This is a genomic window from Bacillus carboniphilus (assembly GCF_020524035.2).
Classification (GTDB): domain Bacteria; phylum Bacillota; class Bacilli; order Bacillales; family JAIVKR01; genus Bacillus_CC.
In genome coordinates this window covers 2,908,606-2,925,524 of record NZ_CP129013.1, presented here as the reverse complement: position 1 = coordinate 2,925,524, position 16,919 = coordinate 2,908,606, and the positions used below count along the sequence as shown (strand labels likewise).

Annotated in this window: 19 protein-coding genes and 2 pseudogenes; 6 read left to right on the top strand and 15 right to left on the bottom strand. The window is 35.3% G+C overall.

The genetic code is table 11. The features are described from left to right. Nucleotides 1-405 precede the first annotated feature (405 nt). The 4 genes from LC087_RS15050 to LC087_RS15035 form a co-directional block, all read right to left on the bottom strand. On the bottom strand, nucleotides 406-1,299 hold the full coding sequence (locus tag LC087_RS15050) for a glycine betaine ABC transporter substrate-binding protein (protein ID WP_226540471.1): 894 nt from the start codon (nucleotides 1,297-1,299) through the stop codon (nucleotides 406-408). Further along, nucleotides 1,299-2,141, bottom strand: a complete 843-nt coding sequence (locus tag LC087_RS15045) for an ABC transporter permease (protein WP_226540469.1) — start codon at nucleotides 2,139-2,141, stop codon at nucleotides 1,299-1,301. Before LC087_RS15045 ends, LC087_RS15050 begins: the two co-directional genes overlap by 1 nt. 24 nt (nucleotides 2,142-2,165) lie before the next feature. Then, nucleotides 2,166-3,368: a quaternary amine ABC transporter ATP-binding protein gene (locus LC087_RS15040; protein ID WP_226540466.1), complete on the bottom strand. Its 1,203-nt coding sequence runs from the start codon at nucleotides 3,366-3,368 to the stop codon at nucleotides 2,166-2,168. Between the two features lie 836 nt (nucleotides 3,369-4,204). Further along, nucleotides 4,205-4,981 (bottom strand): DUF2087 domain-containing protein, encoded by a 777-nt coding sequence (locus tag LC087_RS15035; protein WP_226540464.1) that lies wholly within the window; start codon nucleotides 4,979-4,981, stop codon nucleotides 4,205-4,207. A gap of 383 nt (nucleotides 4,982-5,364) precedes the next feature. Here LC087_RS15035 and LC087_RS15030 point away from each other — a divergent pair, with 383 nt between their 5' ends. Further along, complete coding sequence (locus tag LC087_RS15030) at nucleotides 5,365-6,327, top strand: calcium/sodium antiporter (protein ID WP_226540462.1); 963 nt, start codon at nucleotides 5,365-5,367, stop codon at nucleotides 6,325-6,327. Nucleotides 6,328-6,434: 107 nt separating this feature from the next. Here the strand turns inward: LC087_RS15030 and LC087_RS15025 are convergent, their stop codons facing one another. The 7 genes from LC087_RS15025 to LC087_RS15000 form a co-directional block, all read right to left on the bottom strand. Continuing rightward, nucleotides 6,435-7,712, bottom strand: coding sequence for a glycoside hydrolase family 18 protein (locus LC087_RS15025; RefSeq protein ID WP_226540460.1), 1,278 nt, complete (start codon nucleotides 7,710-7,712; stop codon nucleotides 6,435-6,437). A 190-nt stretch (nucleotides 7,713-7,902) separates the two neighbouring features. Next, nucleotides 7,903-8,448, bottom strand: coding sequence for a putative glycolipid-binding domain-containing protein (locus LC087_RS15020; RefSeq protein ID WP_226540457.1), 546 nt, complete (start codon nucleotides 8,446-8,448; stop codon nucleotides 7,903-7,905). Between the two features lie 341 nt (nucleotides 8,449-8,789). Further along, nucleotides 8,790-9,218, bottom strand: coding sequence for a DUF5391 family protein (locus tag LC087_RS15015; protein WP_306019680.1), 429 nt, complete (start codon nucleotides 9,216-9,218; stop codon nucleotides 8,790-8,792). 40 nt (nucleotides 9,219-9,258) lie between these two features. Further along, on the bottom strand, nucleotides 9,259-9,588 hold the full coding sequence (locus tag LC087_RS15010; protein WP_226540453.1) for a hypothetical protein: 330 nt from the start codon (nucleotides 9,586-9,588) through the stop codon (nucleotides 9,259-9,261). A 21-nt stretch (nucleotides 9,589-9,609) separates the two neighbouring features. Next, on the bottom strand, nucleotides 9,610-9,981 hold the full coding sequence (locus LC087_RS19765; protein ID WP_371932608.1) for a nucleotidyltransferase family protein: 372 nt from the start codon (nucleotides 9,979-9,981) through the stop codon (nucleotides 9,610-9,612). Then, entirely contained in the window at nucleotides 9,929-10,195 is a 267-nt protein-coding gene (locus tag LC087_RS19760; protein ID WP_371932607.1) for a nucleotidyltransferase family protein, read from the bottom strand. The genes LC087_RS19765 and LC087_RS19760 overlap by 53 nt, the downstream gene beginning before the upstream one ends. Before the next feature lie 19 nt (nucleotides 10,196-10,214). Continuing rightward, the gene (locus LC087_RS15000) at nucleotides 10,215-10,667 is read right to left on the bottom strand and encodes a GNAT family N-acetyltransferase (RefSeq protein ID WP_226540449.1); all 453 of its coding nucleotides are present in this window, start codon (nucleotides 10,665-10,667) and stop codon (nucleotides 10,215-10,217) included. 178 nt (nucleotides 10,668-10,845) lie between these two features. Here LC087_RS15000 and LC087_RS14995 point away from each other — a divergent pair, with 178 nt between their 5' ends. Beyond that, nucleotides 10,846-11,556 (top strand): DUF4386 domain-containing protein, encoded by a 711-nt coding sequence (locus LC087_RS14995; protein ID WP_226540447.1) that lies wholly within the window; start codon nucleotides 10,846-10,848, stop codon nucleotides 11,554-11,556. Between the two features lie 2 nt (nucleotides 11,557-11,558). On the opposite strand, the gene LC087_RS14990 is transcribed toward LC087_RS14995, so the two are convergent. After that, entirely contained in the window at nucleotides 11,559-12,146 is a 588-nt protein-coding gene (locus tag LC087_RS14990) for a Crp/Fnr family transcriptional regulator (RefSeq protein ID WP_226540445.1), read from the bottom strand. Nucleotides 12,147-12,311: 165 nt separating this feature from the next. On the opposite strand from LC087_RS14990, the gene LC087_RS14985 reads away from it, so the two are divergent. The 4 genes and pseudogenes from LC087_RS14985 (at nucleotide 12,312) to LC087_RS14970 (ending at nucleotide 14,290) form a co-directional block, all read left to right on the top strand. Continuing rightward, nucleotides 12,312-12,710 (top strand): hypothetical protein, encoded by a 399-nt coding sequence (locus LC087_RS14985; RefSeq protein ID WP_226540443.1) that lies wholly within the window; start codon nucleotides 12,312-12,314, stop codon nucleotides 12,708-12,710. Then, nucleotides 12,707-12,913, top strand: a complete 207-nt coding sequence (locus tag LC087_RS14980) for a helix-turn-helix transcriptional regulator (protein ID WP_226540437.1) — start codon at nucleotides 12,707-12,709, stop codon at nucleotides 12,911-12,913. Before LC087_RS14985 ends, LC087_RS14980 begins: the two co-directional genes overlap by 4 nt. A 99-nt stretch (nucleotides 12,914-13,012) precedes the next feature. Continuing rightward, nucleotides 13,013-13,366, top strand: a pseudogene (locus tag LC087_RS14975) (MerR family transcriptional regulator); the annotation flags it as partial. Nucleotides 13,367-13,900: 534 nt separating this feature from the next. Then, a complete protein-coding gene (locus LC087_RS14970) occupies nucleotides 13,901-14,290 on the top strand; it encodes a hypothetical protein (RefSeq protein WP_226540435.1) in 390 nt (129 codons plus the stop codon). A gap of 167 nt (nucleotides 14,291-14,457) precedes the next feature. On the opposite strand, the gene LC087_RS14965 is transcribed toward LC087_RS14970, so the two are convergent. The 3 genes and pseudogenes from LC087_RS14965 to LC087_RS14955 all read right to left on the bottom strand — a co-directional run bounded on the left by LC087_RS14965 (nucleotide 14,458) and on the right by LC087_RS14955 (nucleotide 16,840). After that, nucleotides 14,458-15,084, bottom strand: a complete 627-nt coding sequence (locus LC087_RS14965; RefSeq protein WP_226540433.1) for a flavin reductase family protein — start codon at nucleotides 15,082-15,084, stop codon at nucleotides 14,458-14,460. A gap of 156 nt (nucleotides 15,085-15,240) precedes the next feature. Then, nucleotides 15,241-16,148, bottom strand: a pseudogene (locus LC087_RS14960) (ABC transporter ATP-binding protein). Further along, on the bottom strand, nucleotides 16,148-16,840 hold the full coding sequence (locus LC087_RS14955; RefSeq protein ID WP_226540422.1) for an ABC transporter permease subunit: 693 nt from the start codon (nucleotides 16,838-16,840) through the stop codon (nucleotides 16,148-16,150). The pseudogene LC087_RS14960 and the gene LC087_RS14955 overlap by 1 nt, the downstream one beginning before the upstream one ends. Between the last annotated feature and the right edge of the window lie 79 nt (nucleotides 16,841-16,919).

The window sequence follows — 16,919 nt, the reverse complement described above, 5'->3', positions numbered from 1 at the left end:
AGCAACGCAGGGGAAAAGGAACGTCAACTAAGTACAGTCACGTCCTGTGACTAACGTTGACGCTAGAACCTCCTGTTCATCGCCGCATGAGATAAAGGAAACACGAAAAGCCCGAAAGCGGAGGATCTACTAAGTTCAGCCACGTCCTGTGGCGACGTAGATCCACCTCCCTCCTGGAGGCGTCTCCGTTGACTGATCGTAGAGAAATGGAACATCATCTAAAGGCGTCCACGTCCTGTGGGCAACGATGATGCTAGCACGTCGTGTGCTTCGAAAGCATCACCAGTCGCTGGGCGCTGGAGCTAGACAAAAATAAAAGCACCATCCAAATAAGGACCTATTTATATACTTTCTTACTCTAAAAATAAAGAACTAGCCCTAAAAGGAGCTAGTTCTAAAACATGCTTATTTTAAATCTTCAATTGAGTCAATATCCATATAAGCAGGAACAACTAAACCGATCTTCGTTCCTTCTAGGTTGGGACCTAAATCTTCAAAATCACCTTCATACTTTTCATAGTGATCTTGGTGTGTAGATGGTAACCAACCAGCGATGTGAGCGTCTACGCTTCCATCAGCCACTCCTGTCCACATTGGTCCTGCCTCTACTTGAACCATCTTCACTTCAAAACCTTGATCTTGTAGTACTTTAGTAATTACGTTTGTACTTGCAATTTCACTTGCCCATGCAACGTAAGCAATTGAAATCTCTTCGCCATCTACTACTTCAGTACCTTCAGTCCATGTTGAAACTTTATCGGCATTTTCTTCTACCCAAGTTGCAGCTGCATCTTCAGGAGCTTCACCGTTTTCGATCATGACCATCACATTTCCCATATCTTCTGCTGTCCATTGAAATTGATCTAATATTTTATACGCATTTGGCTTTTCGTCTGCTAAACCTTTTCTTGCAATGGTACGAATTTCTTCTGCATCACCATATACACCTTTTGGATCCTCTAAATATTTTAAATCAAACTCAGAAAACTTCCAGTGAGGTGTCCAACCAGTTACGATAATTGGCTCTTCATCTTCATACGCTTTCTTTAAAGCAGCTGTCATTGCTGCCCCAGAACCTTCAACTAACTCCCAATCATCTAATTCATAAGTTTCAAGTGCTGTATTAGTAGATTTCATTAAACCTGCACCAGGATCGATTCCGATGATTTCATAATCTACGCTTTCTCCTACACTAACACTCTCTGAACTTTCACTCGTTTCCTTTTTATCCTCTGAACACGCCGTTAAACCGATTGTTAATGTCAACATAGAAATAGGTAATAGTATTTTTTTTAACATTACGCTGTTCCTCCTTTTTTTTGTTTCCCAACATTTTGAGTTAGACGATCTAAAACGATCGCTAAAACAACAATGGCAATTCCTGCTTCAAATCCAGTTCCTATTTGAAGTTGTGTTACCGCACGATACACTTCTGCACCTAAACCTGGCGCACCGACCATCGACGCAATAACCACCATTGATAAAGCTAGCATGATACTTTGGTTAATACCCGCCATAATCGTTGGCATGGCAAGAGGCAATTGTACCTTTAAGAGACGCTGTTTTGTTGTTGAACCAAACGCATGCGTTGCTTCAATTAAATCGCCTGGAACTTGATGAATACCTAATATCGTTAATCGAATGGCAGGCGGCATGGCAAAAATAACCGACGCCACAATTCCAGGTACAATTCCAATATTGAAGAAAAAGATTGCTGGCAATAAATATACGAAAGCGGGCATTGTTTGCATAAAGTCTAAAATAGGCGTTGTGATACGACGTACAATTTCGCTTTGTGACGCCCATATTCCAATAGGAATACCAATGACTATCGTAATGACAACCGAAACAATAACAAGTGTCAATGTTTCAATCATCTGTTCCCAGTACCCTAAATTATCAATTAAAAATAATCCCAAAAACGTAAAAACGCCTAATTTCCACCGTCCTACATACCAAGCAAGACCAGTGATTAATAAGATTAATAGTATGACCGGGATAAACATTAACCCATCTACCATTAAATCACAAAGTGCTTCAATTCCATCTGCAATAATTTCAAAAAACCCTTCAAAGGTATCGGTTAGCCACTCTATTAAATTATCTACCCATTTATCTAATGGAATCTTTGGAATACCCATGCTTCACCTCCTGATGTTTCAACGCTATGATATGTTGATGTGTTCATCATTTCCTGCAAGTCCTCCAAGCACAGCACCTTTAACTAGTACACCTTTAGTTTTATGATTTTCATCGGTTACAGCCACAGGATAACTTGTGCCAGAAATAATGGTAAAAACATCTGTTAGCATTGTTTCTTTTAAAACGGTTGGAATTTCTTTGATGATCACTTCTTCTAATGTTTTCTTAGATTCAATTGCGTCTACTGCATCATCTGCTGTGACGAGTCCTAACAAACTACTTTTCTTATCGACCACAAAAATGGACGATATGTTTTTATCTTTCATTAATTGAAGGGCCACACGTGGACCTTTATCGATTTGAACAGTTTCAGGGGACATCATCACATGTTCCGCCGTTAACACTTTCGATAGGTCAACGTCTTCAACAAATTTTTCTACATACCTGTTAGCAGGATTCATAAGAATCTCTTCAGGTGTTCCAATTTGTACAATTTGTCCATCTTTCATTAAGGCAATTCGATCACCGATACGTAAAGCCTCATCTAAATCATGGGTAATAAAGATAATGGTTTTATTCATTGAAGTTTGCAAGCTTAATAGTTCATCCTGCATTTCTTTTCTAATTAGAGGATCTAATGCACTGAAGGCTTCATCCATTAGTAGAATGTCTGGATCATTAGCTAAAGCTCTAGCTAAACCTACACGTTGTTGCATTCCTCCACTTAATTGAGAAGGGTATTGATGTTCATAGCCTTTTAGGCCAACTAAAGAAAGAGAAGACATCGCTTTTTGTTCCCTGGTGCTTTTATCCACACCCTGAATCTCCAAGCCATATTCAGTATTTTCCAATACTGTACGATGAGGAAAAAGAGCAAACTTTTGAAAGACCATACTCATTTTTTTTCGGCGTACTTCTAACAATTTAGCTTTGTCCATTCCGATTAAGTTTTCGTTATCAATATGTATTTCTCCACTTGTAGGCTCAATTAACCGGTTTAACATACGTATAAGTGTTGACTTACCACTACCAGACAAGCCCATAATAACAAAAATTTCACCTTTTACTACATCGAAACTCGCCTTATTGACGCCAACGGTGGAACCTGTTTGTTCAAGAATCTCACCTTTTGATTTTCCTTGATTCAGCATTTCAAGGGCTTTTTTATGCTGTTTACCAAAGATTTTCGTTAAATCTTTTACTTTTAACACTACGTCCTCTGTCAATGTCTTGTAGTCACCTCACATCTCTCTTGCATTTAGACAATAAGTGAATTTTATAACAAATGATCTTTTTATACAAAAATCAAAATCAAGCATATTTCACTATTTATATCTGTTTGAAGGTACACCACTTTACATGAATCTACATTCTCCTAGTTACTCTAAAATAGTCCTATATGCTCACAAATTCACTTGTAACACTTTTGTCATAAAAATAAAATGTAAATTAAATGAAGTAGCTATCCAACTATTCTATTAATATGTATTTATTCTTTATACAGCTAAGGAAGCTATTATTATTACACACCTTACGTGTTTGCTTATCCTATTAGTGCGTGTTCAAAAAGTAGGGGAAAAGGGCGCTGAATAGAAAAGCTGGAACCCTTTGTAAGTCCATCATCTAAGTACAGCCGCGTCGCTCGAGCTAACGATGATGCTAGCACGTCGTGTGCTTCGAAATCTCTACCCGCCGCTGGGCGCTGGAGCTAGACAACGGTGAAAGCACTGTCTTATTAAGGACAAAGTCTATGCTTTCTGATCTTATAAAGCAGCTATTCTTATACACAACTTACGTTTTATTTACCCTTTTTAATCTAAACTCTTTTTAAACAAACGTTTATTTGAAACTTCAATGATACATTCTAAAGCGACAATTAAACTGGGAATCACAAACAAATAAAAGAGTCGATTGTCAAAGAACTCGATCACCTTATAGACGAGTTTAAACAAACGTTTGATCAGAAAACAACCTCAATTAACATGAGAAGATGAAACCTCAAACTTTGTTAAGTAAAAATTTGCAGTTTCTACCTTAAAAATCATGACCATTCCTTAGATATTTATTTTTTCACCCAATACCTGGAACAATCTTGACTTCTTTCCATAAATCCATATTCAATAAGATACCTTCTAATTGTCACGAAATCACTATAAATACTTTTGAGTACTTCATTGATTTGTGACTCTGTATACTCTTTCTGCACTTCAAATTGCTTGACGATGTGCTGAAGAATGATAATTTTTCGTTTTTCTTTACTTGGAAAGGACGATATAGGTCCCTCGAGTCCCTTTTTATAATAAGTTTTGAGTATTTTTTCTCTTTCTTCTTCTGTAATTGCATAACGATCATCCACCATTGTCGCCCCCTTATGAATGGAAACAAACTCCTCTGAATTTTTTTCCTTGCCCTCAGCTAATGACATCATCATGGCTAAAAAAACTTTCGCTTGCTTTTCTTTCTCACGTAGTTTGAAACGGTGGTTTCGAATGGTCGAAGTACTCCCTCCTCCTAACTCCTTAACCATTTCTTTGTCCGATAGCCCTTGTTTTAAATACTGAAGGATATCTTTTTGATGCTCGGAGATTCCCGTATACTTCTTATCCATACTTATTAAGTAGTCAAACATGGAGCCGTGGGATTCCTTTATATGAACTAAAATGGCTTTTTTTGCTTCATATAATTTCTCTGACATTTGATATATAACTCCATTTTCAAAGCTTGCTTGACATATAAGACAGTGATATACGTCTCTCTCCTCATCCATAACATACCCTTGTGCAAGCTCGGAAACTGTAGAATTCCAAAAAGTCTCTTTAAACAATAACAAAACCTCCATTTGTTTATTTATATACTAAACATTTTAATATATTGTTTAGTAAAACTCAAACCTATTCAAAGAAAAAACGCCTCTACTTGTGAGTAGAAACGTTAAATTTATTGTGATTATTCTATAACAATAAAAACATATGTTCGTTCCATAAACCTTCAATTCTCATTTATTACGGTTAAAACTCATGCAAAAAAATGGATAGTCAAAATCATCCAATATGAAGGGTTATTCTCTAAGAAAACACATAAAGTGAAACTTCTAAGAAGATGATAGTACTAGATTCTTCGTTATTACTCGGTAAAACCTCAAGCAACTTTCTTAAACCTTTTTTGAATTGATTTGTGATAAACTGAATGCAAGATAAGTTGAATAGAGAAAGGAAGTTATTATTGACATATCTATTATTACTAATAGGGTTTGTTCTACTTATAAAAGGAGCTGACTTTTTCGTTGATGGTTCATCTCACATCGCTCGTGCCCTTCATATTTCACCATTAATTATTGGGTTAACCATCGTTTCCTTAGGCACAAGTTCACCAGAAGCAACCATTAGTATATTAGCAGCTATTGAAGGAAGTGCTGGTGTATCATTAGGAAATATCGTGGGAAGTAATATTTTGAATACGACACTTATTATTGGGCTAACAGCGTTGGTGTTTCCTCTGAAGGTAGAAGATGAAACGATCAAAAAAGAAATTCCATTTACATTACTCGGTAGCGTTGCATTTTTAGTTTTAGTCAGTGACCTTTTTTTTCGCAATTCCAATATAAATATGTTATCCAATAGTGACGGTCTAATCTTGTTACTTTTTCTTCTGATCTTTTTTTCCTATATTTTTGAAGTTGCCAAGAGTAGTCGAAAACAAAGAAAAGAAAAAAACAAACAGGAAAAGACGCCTGCTCGAACATGGGGGAAATATATTGGCATTACGATTATGGGCCTTATTGCTATTATCATCGGCGGAGAATTAGTCGTTCGAAGTGCAACTTCGATAGCGTTTTCTTTCGGTTTAAGCGAAACACTCATAGGATTAACTGTAATTGCCATCGGCTCTTCTCTTCCAGAGTTAGTAACGTCCATTTCAGCTGCCATAAAAAAACAAAGCGAGATTGTTTTAGGTAATATTGTCGGTAGTAATATTTTTAATATTTTATTTGTACTTGGAACGACAGCTGCCATTACCCCTTTACCCGTGGAAAACAAGATCTTTACAGATATTTTTATCATGTTAGCTTTAACCTTACTATTACTTCTTTTTTCAAGAACGAAATACAAAATTGGAAAGGCAGAAGGACTAATTCTCGTTTTAACTTATCTAATCTATATGATCTATATTATTATCAGAAATTGATTTTAAAGCAGTCCAGTAAAAGTTGCTTGTCCTATGATACTGTATATATTAAAAAGGGACCTTTCTTCTATAGAGTCCCTTTTGTTTTATTCGATATGATATAACCTTTACTCATCTGAACTGGTAAATTGATTAAATATCTCGGAGTATTCATTATCAAATCCCCCTACATCTATGTTAATGCTCCACCCCGAAAGCAAGCGCATATTCACACTCTCTGCAAATTCTAATATATCTTGCGCATCTTCTAAATTGAAGTCTTCATCTGGAATATCATTCTCACCGAACAAAGGTGTTGCCCCAATCATTTGCCATATTTCTTCGCTCGTTTTATCAGGGTATAGGTCACTTAATTGTTCAAAAAGGCCAAGAAGTGCCTCAATCGATGCTCCACCCATATCCTCCTCTACGGGTACAAAGTCCATGGTCATAGCATTTACTCCCGTTATATCAACCTCAGCATCTATATAAGTCTGAACAAGTGCACAACCATCAGCCGTAAGTCCAAAAGTAGCAACAGGAAGGGTCAGCCATATTTCAATTTCAATACCCTCTTCAAGAAGCTCAAGTTGCAAGATCCTCAAAGCTTCCGCATTTCTTTCATTTCCCTCTGTATCAGCAACCCAAGCACCTTCAATATCAAAATCAAGTCTTCTAAAGTCATACAGATCCACAATATCTCGATAACATCCAGCTAATGACACAGCATTAGAAGCACACGTCCAAATGGGCGTATTGGCCTGACCACCAAATGAAGGGCTCACATCTCCTCCTCTACTTCTTATTTCTTCAATACCAAGTATTTGTGGTACATTACAAATATCAAAAAAGGTCGCCCAACCAGGAGTACAATCAGTAGCACTATCAGCAACGACAAATCCTAAGATAAAATATAAAACTCCTGTGTTATCTGAAATATCTCTTAAATCAACATAAGGCCAACAAGTGGTTCCTACATAAGGAGCATAAACGTTATCTGGCCATGGAAATTTCCCTGTCCCTACTTCAACAGGCAATGTACAAGTAATTTCTGCGGAAAGCCCTGGTGGATAAGTGTCTGTGATTAGTTCCTTTTGATCTTGAACTAACAATTGACATATTTTCCTTGCTACCCGCTCTGGTCTCTCGATGGCAAACGAACTTGAGGTAATAAATATTCCCGTATTTTCCGTTGTATTTAACCTTCTTAAATTAACAAAATAGGCCATATCTTCATTTAAAACTTGCACAAAGTACTTTCTGTTATTGCGGTTATTAATAATCATAAGATATTGAGCATTTTTGAATAGAAGCGTTTCTAATTCAATGAAGTAAACTTTTTCTAACATAGCTTGAATGTTTTCTGGCAAAGTAAATTTTGTGAAGTTAGTACAACATGATGACACGCAATCAACTCCGTTTATATTTTTTGTGGATGTTCCTCCATAACAACTTATGATAAGCTTGTATGAAATGTGATAGACTCTTGCACCGAGGTAGAGATTAAGCAAAAAATAGACGCTTTTCCTAAAAGAGATTGTTCAAAAAGGAATGTAGCGTCTATTTTTTGTTATTCTTTTCTTTTATTTTTTTAACTTATAGCTTACGATTAAAAACACCTGGATATTGAAGGACTAAACCGTGATCGTCTACAGTAATCACAGTATTATAATCTCTGCATCGGTATTGAAACTTCCTACCTTCTGAAAACTCCCCTAAATAAGTATATTGCTGTTCTATCTTTTCGACTTCAAAAGAAAGAGCATTAATATAGACCATTTCCAATGTTCTTGTTTGATCTTTCACCCATTTCAACCGATTAATAGGTAAGGAATTTGAAAATGGCGTGATGGAGATATCTACATCAATAGCTCCATCCAACTGCTTTAAATGACTGTCACCTTGAAACCAGTTTCCAACTCGATTGGAATGAAGACATATATTTTCATTGTTTTCTTGATCATAAACTTCAACTTTTCTTGTACACCAATCTTTGCCCAGTACTAATAAATAGGATCGTTTATATGAGGCTCCTGTCTTCGCTAAAAGAACAAGACTCTCACTTACTATCGTTGCTTTCTGGTAATCTATCGTTAATAGTTCAGCTCCTATGTCCTCTTTATTTTCCCAAAATACGTTCAATGTTGTATTCCCCCCCCTCGAACTATCATTTCTTATCATGATTAATTAGTTTCTTTGATAATAAAAATTATAAAGAAATGAAGGTTGAGTTGAAATTAATTCTCAATTATCCATTGATAATGATTATCAATATGTGTTATAATCATTTTGTTGTTACTATTTGTTCAGTCAGTTCAACCATATCGCTAAGATGCAGGTGCTCCCCCCTAAAGAGTACCTGTTTTTTGTACAAAAAGATCTATTAAACCTTTTAAATTCCACATCTATAATTGGTTTAAAAACTATATACACTAGCTCTTTTTTATCCCTTCTACATTCTCCTACTCTCATTAAAAAATCATTTACACAGCCAGATTTTTCTTTTCTTTAATCGCTGATCGAAAAGTGATAAAGTACCAGAAAATATTATTCAAAATGAATAGTCCACAAACCAACGCAAGTCCTAATAATGAAGAATTAACAAATTTAGTTATGGAACTAACTATGAGAACAGTAAGTAGGATTGAAAAACTGCAAAGCACCCCTACCCCACAAAAAATAGCCATCACATACTTCATCGCATCTACTCCCATTATATAAATACTTAATGGGATAATATAAAAAGCGAAGATCATAGCAATAGCTATCCACATCCCTAACGAGTTAAACTGGTTAGCGTTTCGTCCCATCTCAGATAAAGGAGATGCAGAGGCTAAAATGATAACTACAAAGAAAAGAAAGGCTGATATAAGAGTTACGATCATCACACTTACCTTTTCACTGTTTTTCAACATATTGACACACCACTTGATCAATTTATAAAGAAACAATCTAAACAGGTTTATATGTTACTAAAAAGGGAGTTACAGCTAATTCTTTCTTTACTCGTTTAGTAATTTCTATTCCCTTTTGATTGATTTTTTCTGCAAGCTTATCATCGAACCACATTTGACTATCACTTTCCCAATCAACTGATTGTTCATATAACGCTACCCAATCATTAATTTCACTTGTTAGTTGATTTGAAAGTGGCAGTTCTTCCATTTCTAAATTATAGCTACACTTATCACACCAGATCGGATCTGCCACATCCACTTCGATTCTTAGTGAGGTTGTTTTTCCATATATACAGCCGCATTCTAAATACTTTTTCATATTCATGATTTGTTTCTCCTGTTGTTATTATTCTATTGAATGATTCGAATAATAAATTTCAATCTTATTCCAAATAGACTGCCAGTTTTTCTTTTTCACTCGTTCTTCATAAATAAAAAACAGCTCTTTATTGATACAATACATAGGAGTAGGCTTCACTTTTAAACGAATGGCATCCTCTATTCCCCAAGGAGCCGTGAGCTTGACTCGATCTTTATCCTCCAATTTAATCCCTAAGGCTGTCGCTGTTTCTGGAAATTTTGATATTCCATCCTCTGATGATGAATAAGGTAGTAGATTACTTATCTTGTGCATTCTTGCTTGGTTTTTAACAGACCACGGGATATTAGGTTGAATCGTTGATAGTTTTTCTTCTAATCTTTTTTTCTGTTTTTTCATCGGTATTACTTTTATCATAGTAAATCACATCTACGTCTGGGAGCTTCGTCCTCTCCGTGAACCCCTGCTGAACATCCCAAATCTTTGAGCGAACAAAACCAGCGCATATCCACCAATCCGGTAATTGCAGTCTCTTTACAGACCTTATGATATCCATCATCCACTGATCTTTTTCAACCAGTTGAATAATATCGTTTTCACTTTTGATAACCAAGTAACCAATCCCTCTCTCTTCAAAGCTCTATAGATAACCGGACCATATCTCGACATTGGATTCCATTTTCATATATAACTTGTGGATAATGCTTAACAAAAAAATCGCTATCTACACTCTTTATTCTAAAACCACACTTTTGATAGAGTGCTAGTTGTTCAATACTCGAATTTCCTGTTCCTACTTCAACTGTTTTAAACCCACATAAAGCAGCCTGTTTAAGAGCATCTAATACTAATTGTTTACCAAACCCTTGTTTTTGATATGTTTCTTTCACTGCAACGTTTACTAGCTCAATCGTGTTTGGCTTTGTCGGAAGCAACACATAAACACCAATAGCCTCACCCTCCTTTTCAGCGATATAGCAGTCCCCTCTTTCTATATATCTTTCCACAATCATATGAGAAGGATCAGCTAATAAAAGCAAATCAATAGGTGGTTTTTCATCTAATTCTAGCTTTCTAATATTCATATATGTCCTCCTTCACCTTTGAAATTATTAATCATTTTACCAATTAACTCTAATTGTGTATAGACTGGGAGAAAGTTTCGCTTCAGTAATTACCCTTCACTCTCTTGATTTAAGTCAATGAAAACAATTGATATCCTTATTAAAATGAATCTAATGAATGACAAAAGGAGATGATTTAATGTCTAACGTTGTAACAGAAACATCTGCTCGGCGAAAAGCTGCTTTAACAGCGGGAACTACACTATTCATCATGGCATTTGCTGCCTTTTTTTCATATGGTTATGTGCTTAGTGAATTAGTTGTTCCTCATGATGCTGCTACCACACTTCATAACATCCAATCATCTAAAATGCTCTTTAAAGCTGGAATTTTCGGATGGGTTTTGATTCTTATTTGTGACGTTTTAGTCGCTTGGGGCTTTTATTTCTTTCTAAAGCCAGTCCATCAACCCCTTTCATTGCTTGGAGCTTGGTTTCGCCTCATTTATTCAGCAATATTAGGAGTAGCTATCCTGTGTTTAATTTTGGTTTTGATGGTTACAGTTCATCCAGAAGTTCTAATTTCTTTTAATATTGAACAAATTCAAGGATATGTATTGCTGTTATTGAATACGTTTGATTATGTTTGGTCAATTGGGTTAATCATCTTTGGAGGACATTTATTGATTATCGGGTATTTAACTTATCAATCAAGAAATATTCCTAAGGTGATAAGTGTCCTACTAATCATTGCTTCAATAGGATACATAACCATTCATTTTGGATACACTTTTCTTTCTGAAGCTAACGATGTCATTACTTTATTTGAGTATATTTTTAGTATCCCAATGATTCTTGGTGAAATAGGATTTGGTCTTTGGTTACTCGCAAAAGGTGGGAAGCATGGCTAACACTACATGACTTTACCATCTGAAACTCTCTTCTTAATTCTGCTTAATGACTCTGGTGTCATTCCTAAATAACTTGCTAACTGATATTGAGGTACACGATTGATTAGTTCGGGTCTTTTTTGTAAGAGAGTCTTAAACCGTTTTTCAGGAGTTGTAGCAATGAATTCAGCAAATTCATCTTGAACTTCACCTAAATTTTTTTCGACCATTTTACGTGTCATCGTTTCGAGCCCAGCGTATTTCTTGTACATTTTCTCTTCTGTATCGAGATCGCCAACAACCAAAATACAGTCTTCTAAACATGTCAAATAATATTCTGATTGTTTCTCTTTCTTATAACGATTAAAATTTGCAATTGCTTGGTCTTCTGTATAGAAATTCGAAGTAAACTCTTTTCCTTCTTCATTAATTGAGTATTGTCTAATACAACCTTTTAACACAAAATAACATTTTCTAGGAACATCTTCTTGTGTAAGGAGAACGGTTCCTTTTTTATACTCTTTTATTTGGATATCTTCCATAATCGCTTGTTGCTGTTCAACACGAAGTGAAGTAAATTCTGTCATATATTTAAACAGTTTGTGCTCCATCATCTTCTCCCCCTTTCCACTATTATACTCAAACGCTAAGGTCATTTTACTTTAATTTCAAAAGTAAAAGAATAAATATTTTGACTATTACCCATTGCAATAATGAATATTATGTTATATATTTATAACACGAAGTTAATTATTTTTAACATAGGAGGGATGAAAATGCAAAACAAATATGTACTTCTCTTTACAGTAGGACTTTCTTTTCTACTTTTATTAGGAATTGGATTTGAAGCCATGAATTTCATTCAAGCTGGTGATACGACATTTGCTTGGCTTTTAGGTGGACTTTCCCTACTCGTGCTTGTTATTGTTGTGCCGATCATTATTCAATTGTGGCGAGAAACAAAACAAGGGATTCCTCGAAGTGATGAACGCTCCAAAAAAATCAAACTATTTGCTGCTGGTTACTCTTATTTCTATTCCTTATTTTTATGGCTAGGGTTGTTCGCTTTTAAAAGCTATCTAGATTTTGACGATCTTCTTATGTTTGGTTTAGGCGGTATGGTCCTTTTATTTTGGGGGCATTTACTCATCATGAGAAAGAGGATTACTGAATGATTACAAAAATGAAGGAGATGAGAGCAAGGCATTCGTTAACACAAGCTGAACTTGCAAAACAAGCAGGAGTCAGAAGAGAGACCATCGTTTTTTTAGAAAAAGGAGAATATAATCCTTCATTAAAATTAGCTGTAAAGATCTCAAGAATTTTGGACACACCTGTAGAAGAACTCTTTCTTTTTGAAGAAGAGGAATTGAAATAGCTTTGGAAAAAGACGGTCTTTCCTATTTGAAATGACCGTCTTTCTTGAGTACAAGTGTCATCTTATGCGGGATAACCTCCAGATGGGGGTGGAAAGAATATGTATACAATTGGCGATTTAGCCAAAGCCTTGAACATTAGTACACATACACTAAGGTATTATGAAAAAGAGGGAATCATCAAACCTAAACGTAATAAAAATGGGGAAAGAGTGTATGGGCAAACACATCTGACATGGATACAGTTTATTCTCAAACTAAAAGAAACCGAAATGCCTAAATCTCAAATAAAAAAATATGCTTGTTTAGTTAGAGAAGGTGAGAACACGACACTCGATCGATTACAGCTTTTAGAGGATCATAAACAGAGCACTCATAATCAAATAGAAAATTTATATACAACAGAAAAGCTATTACAAACAAAAATCGACACATATAAAGAGTTCTTATCTAATCATCATTCAAGTCCTGAAAGACTTTATACAAAGTGGGATGGAGAAAAACAGACACTTTCTCAAGGAGATCTTGGACATATTTCTATAATAAACGTAGTTAAAAAAGAAAGTATTATCACGTTGACCGTGGAAGTTGAAGAAGATAATGCATATGATCAAATTAATAATTTATGGTTGGAAGATGAGAGTGGAATATCATACAGGACAAACGAAGCACCTATTCCAATAAAAAATAAAAATAATCAATATAAGGTATTGATTCATTCGATACCTATTTCGATAAATGAATTGTTTATTGTTACAACGAAACAGCATGACCTAAATTATTTGATAGATCTTAAATTAAAGTTTGACTTAAAGAAAATAGATGAATAGATTGATTCGAAGACCCTGGCTACCGTAATATAGCTGGGGTTCTTCTATTCCAAACACATTATTACATTCCTCTAAAATTGAAGAAACAGTCCATTAATTGATGGGACAACAGTCCAATCGCTGTTTTGAATATAATATAGTAATTCATTCAAAGGGGGGGTGATCACAATTTCTGTTTCAACTTATATTACTCTACCAAGTACCGTAATCGAAAATCGTCAATACGGATATTTATCTTGCTTTCAAGCTACTTCAGATCAAATCCCAAGTGTCGTTACTGTTTTTGCATCATTAGCTAAACCAAATCAAGGAGCAAACATTAAAGCTCAACAATACGACCCAGAAACGGGAGAATTCTTTGATGTTTCCTTCGCAGGTGGGACCATTGTTTTTGATATAGACGTTAATAATGAATTACAATGCGATTTTCTACGTACCACCTTTACAGAACCGGGAACTTACGAATTTGATACGTTAGTCGTAAACAAAGAAACGTTCCAACAAATCTTCTCTACTTCCTATATTGTACAGGTGCTTCCAGCGAGTTAAAATATAACTTCATTTTTTAAAGATAGTAACTCAAAAAGCCAAAAATTTTTATATTAAATATTTTTGGCTTTTTTATCTGGATTAGATCTGAAAATTTGCTTTATACAGCCCCTCTAAATTTTTTAGTCTAACAACCTAAATCATACAGGCTTGCGCCAATCCAAAGGTTAATTGGCATAGTACCTTGAAGTAAACGGTTCTGCTAATTTAGATGGATAGAGCTTAGGCCCAAAACTAAAAAACTCACAAAAGTTCATCATTAACGGTTTCCATTTTTCAGGATCTATATAGTCTTTGCCATTCTCCAATAGTATTTTCTCATCGATATGAGTTGTGACAATTTTCATTTCAAAAGCTTTAATTGCACTAGGTTCATCAAAATCATACTCTTTTTGTACAACAGCCTCTAATTGAATCGGACATTCCTTTACGAGTGGAGGACCAACATTGGTTGCGTGTATAGACGTCAGACCTGCCCTTGAAAATTTATTTTGTTCATATTGATAGCCAATCTCGCGTTTATATTCTGGAACAGGGTTTCTCCCTGTTAACAACGCTAAGCGATCCACTTCTTCTACTAAGTTTGCTGATGGAAGATTTAATGTACACTCTCCTTCCCTTAGTAAGTTTATAACCGTTTGCGATTGACCGCTCATTCCAATCATGCATGATTGGTTCATCCACCAGGCAGATGAGATTGGAGCTAAGTTGATTGTTCGATCTTCGTTTGTTGTACTAATAAGAACCACTGGCGTACCAAAATAAAAGATTTTAGGGTTGATTGTTTTATGCATTTTGTCACTTCCTTCCTTAATAATAAGTTCATTATATAGAAAGGAATGCATAATAGCGTTTCGATTCTTGCTGTATAATTTTCTTGAAACTCTAAACATTTCTTTAACTAAAGATACATCAGTCTCTTTCCTTTGGATTTAAAAAAACTCTTTGTCTTACTGATCTAAGAAGATTTCCTCTAATGAAGGTTCTTCCACTTCGACACGGAGAACATCAACTTTACAATGATTAAAGGCACGAATGATTTCTGCTATCTTCTTTTCATCATCAACTTTAATGGTCATAGTTGTATCTCCCCATTCCAAGTTTTTCCCGATCGTCTGCAACCATTGTTGAATCATTTCTTTTTGTATTTCTGGCACCTTTGCGTGCTTAAGTTTGACAAAGATTGTGGAACGATAATAGGAGCGAAGTTCATCTATTGTTCCTACTTTTACAAGTGCCCCGTCTTTCATAATGGCGATTCGGGTACATATTTTTTCAACCTCATCAAGGTTGTGAGAAGTCATAAAAATCGTCTTCCCCCTTTTTTGTAATTGAATAATTAGCTTCTGAATATGAATGGCAGATTCCGCATCCAAACCTGATGTTGGTTCATCTAAAAAAAATAAGCTCTGGATCATGAATAATGGCTTGTGCAATACCTAGTTTCTTTTTCATTCCAAAGGAGAACTTCTTCACTTTTTTTTGTGCATGAGACTGTAACCCAACGAGTTTTAATACTTCCATGCATGTAATTCTTGATGCTGGAACTCCTGATATAGCGGAGAAGTATTTCAAATGACCCACCGCAGTCAAAGAATCATAAAAAGTCGAGTAATCAGGTAAAACCCCCTATTCTCTTCTTCGTTTTTTCGATGGAGGATTTCTCACCTAAGATTGAAAATATTCCAGAACTCGGAACATTAATACCCGTTAGCATATTAATAAATGTTGATTTACCCGCTCCATTTCGGCCTAACAAACCAAAGATTTCTCCTTTTTCCACCGTCAAGTCTATTCCTTTAATAACAAGGTTTTTTCCATATGCCTTCTTCATCTGATTAATCTGAATAGCACTCATTAGAACTCCCTCCTTTTAAACAACCAATAAGCAAGATAAAGAATGATAGCCGTTAATAAATAGATGACAATAAAAGTATAATCATCTCGATATAAATAATAAAAAGGTGTGATGACATTTATCCAACTCAACCAATGAGAAGATGCAAATGACCATAATGCGAAGACAGGTGTCATTATTCCAATTACAATCGATAAAAACATCGTTAAGCTTGGTTTTGAAATCCATACAGAAAGTAAAATGGTGAAAGCTACTTGATAAGTTAATAAGCTTAAATTTTGAAAAAAGAGGAACACATCAAGGGTTTCTGAAAAAAAACGAATCAGCAGATATGAAACTGTCAAACAAATAAACCAGAACATCCATCCTCCTAAAAATTTCCCTAATAAAATTGAACTCTTTGACGTCTTTGTTACTAAAAATCTCATGGTCCTGTTTTGCAACTCTCGATTGATACTATCGTGTGAGAGAGTCGTCACAAACAAAGGGCCTAACAGTAAAAAGAAGACGCTTACACCAGCATAATGAATACTCTTGGCTTCTTCTGATGTACCCTCAATCTCCATTACCGAAATCCATGAATCAGCGTACTTTCCAGAATAATAGGCTGTTGCGAGCAATAGTACAATGATAATGATTGACTTCACCCCAATTAATAATTGAATGCATTCTCTTTTTGCTATGGCATACATTTATATTCATTCCTTTCATTCAACTATCTCCATTCTAAGCATCTTTCCTTAACAAACTTGAACGTTCACCTTAATTCTT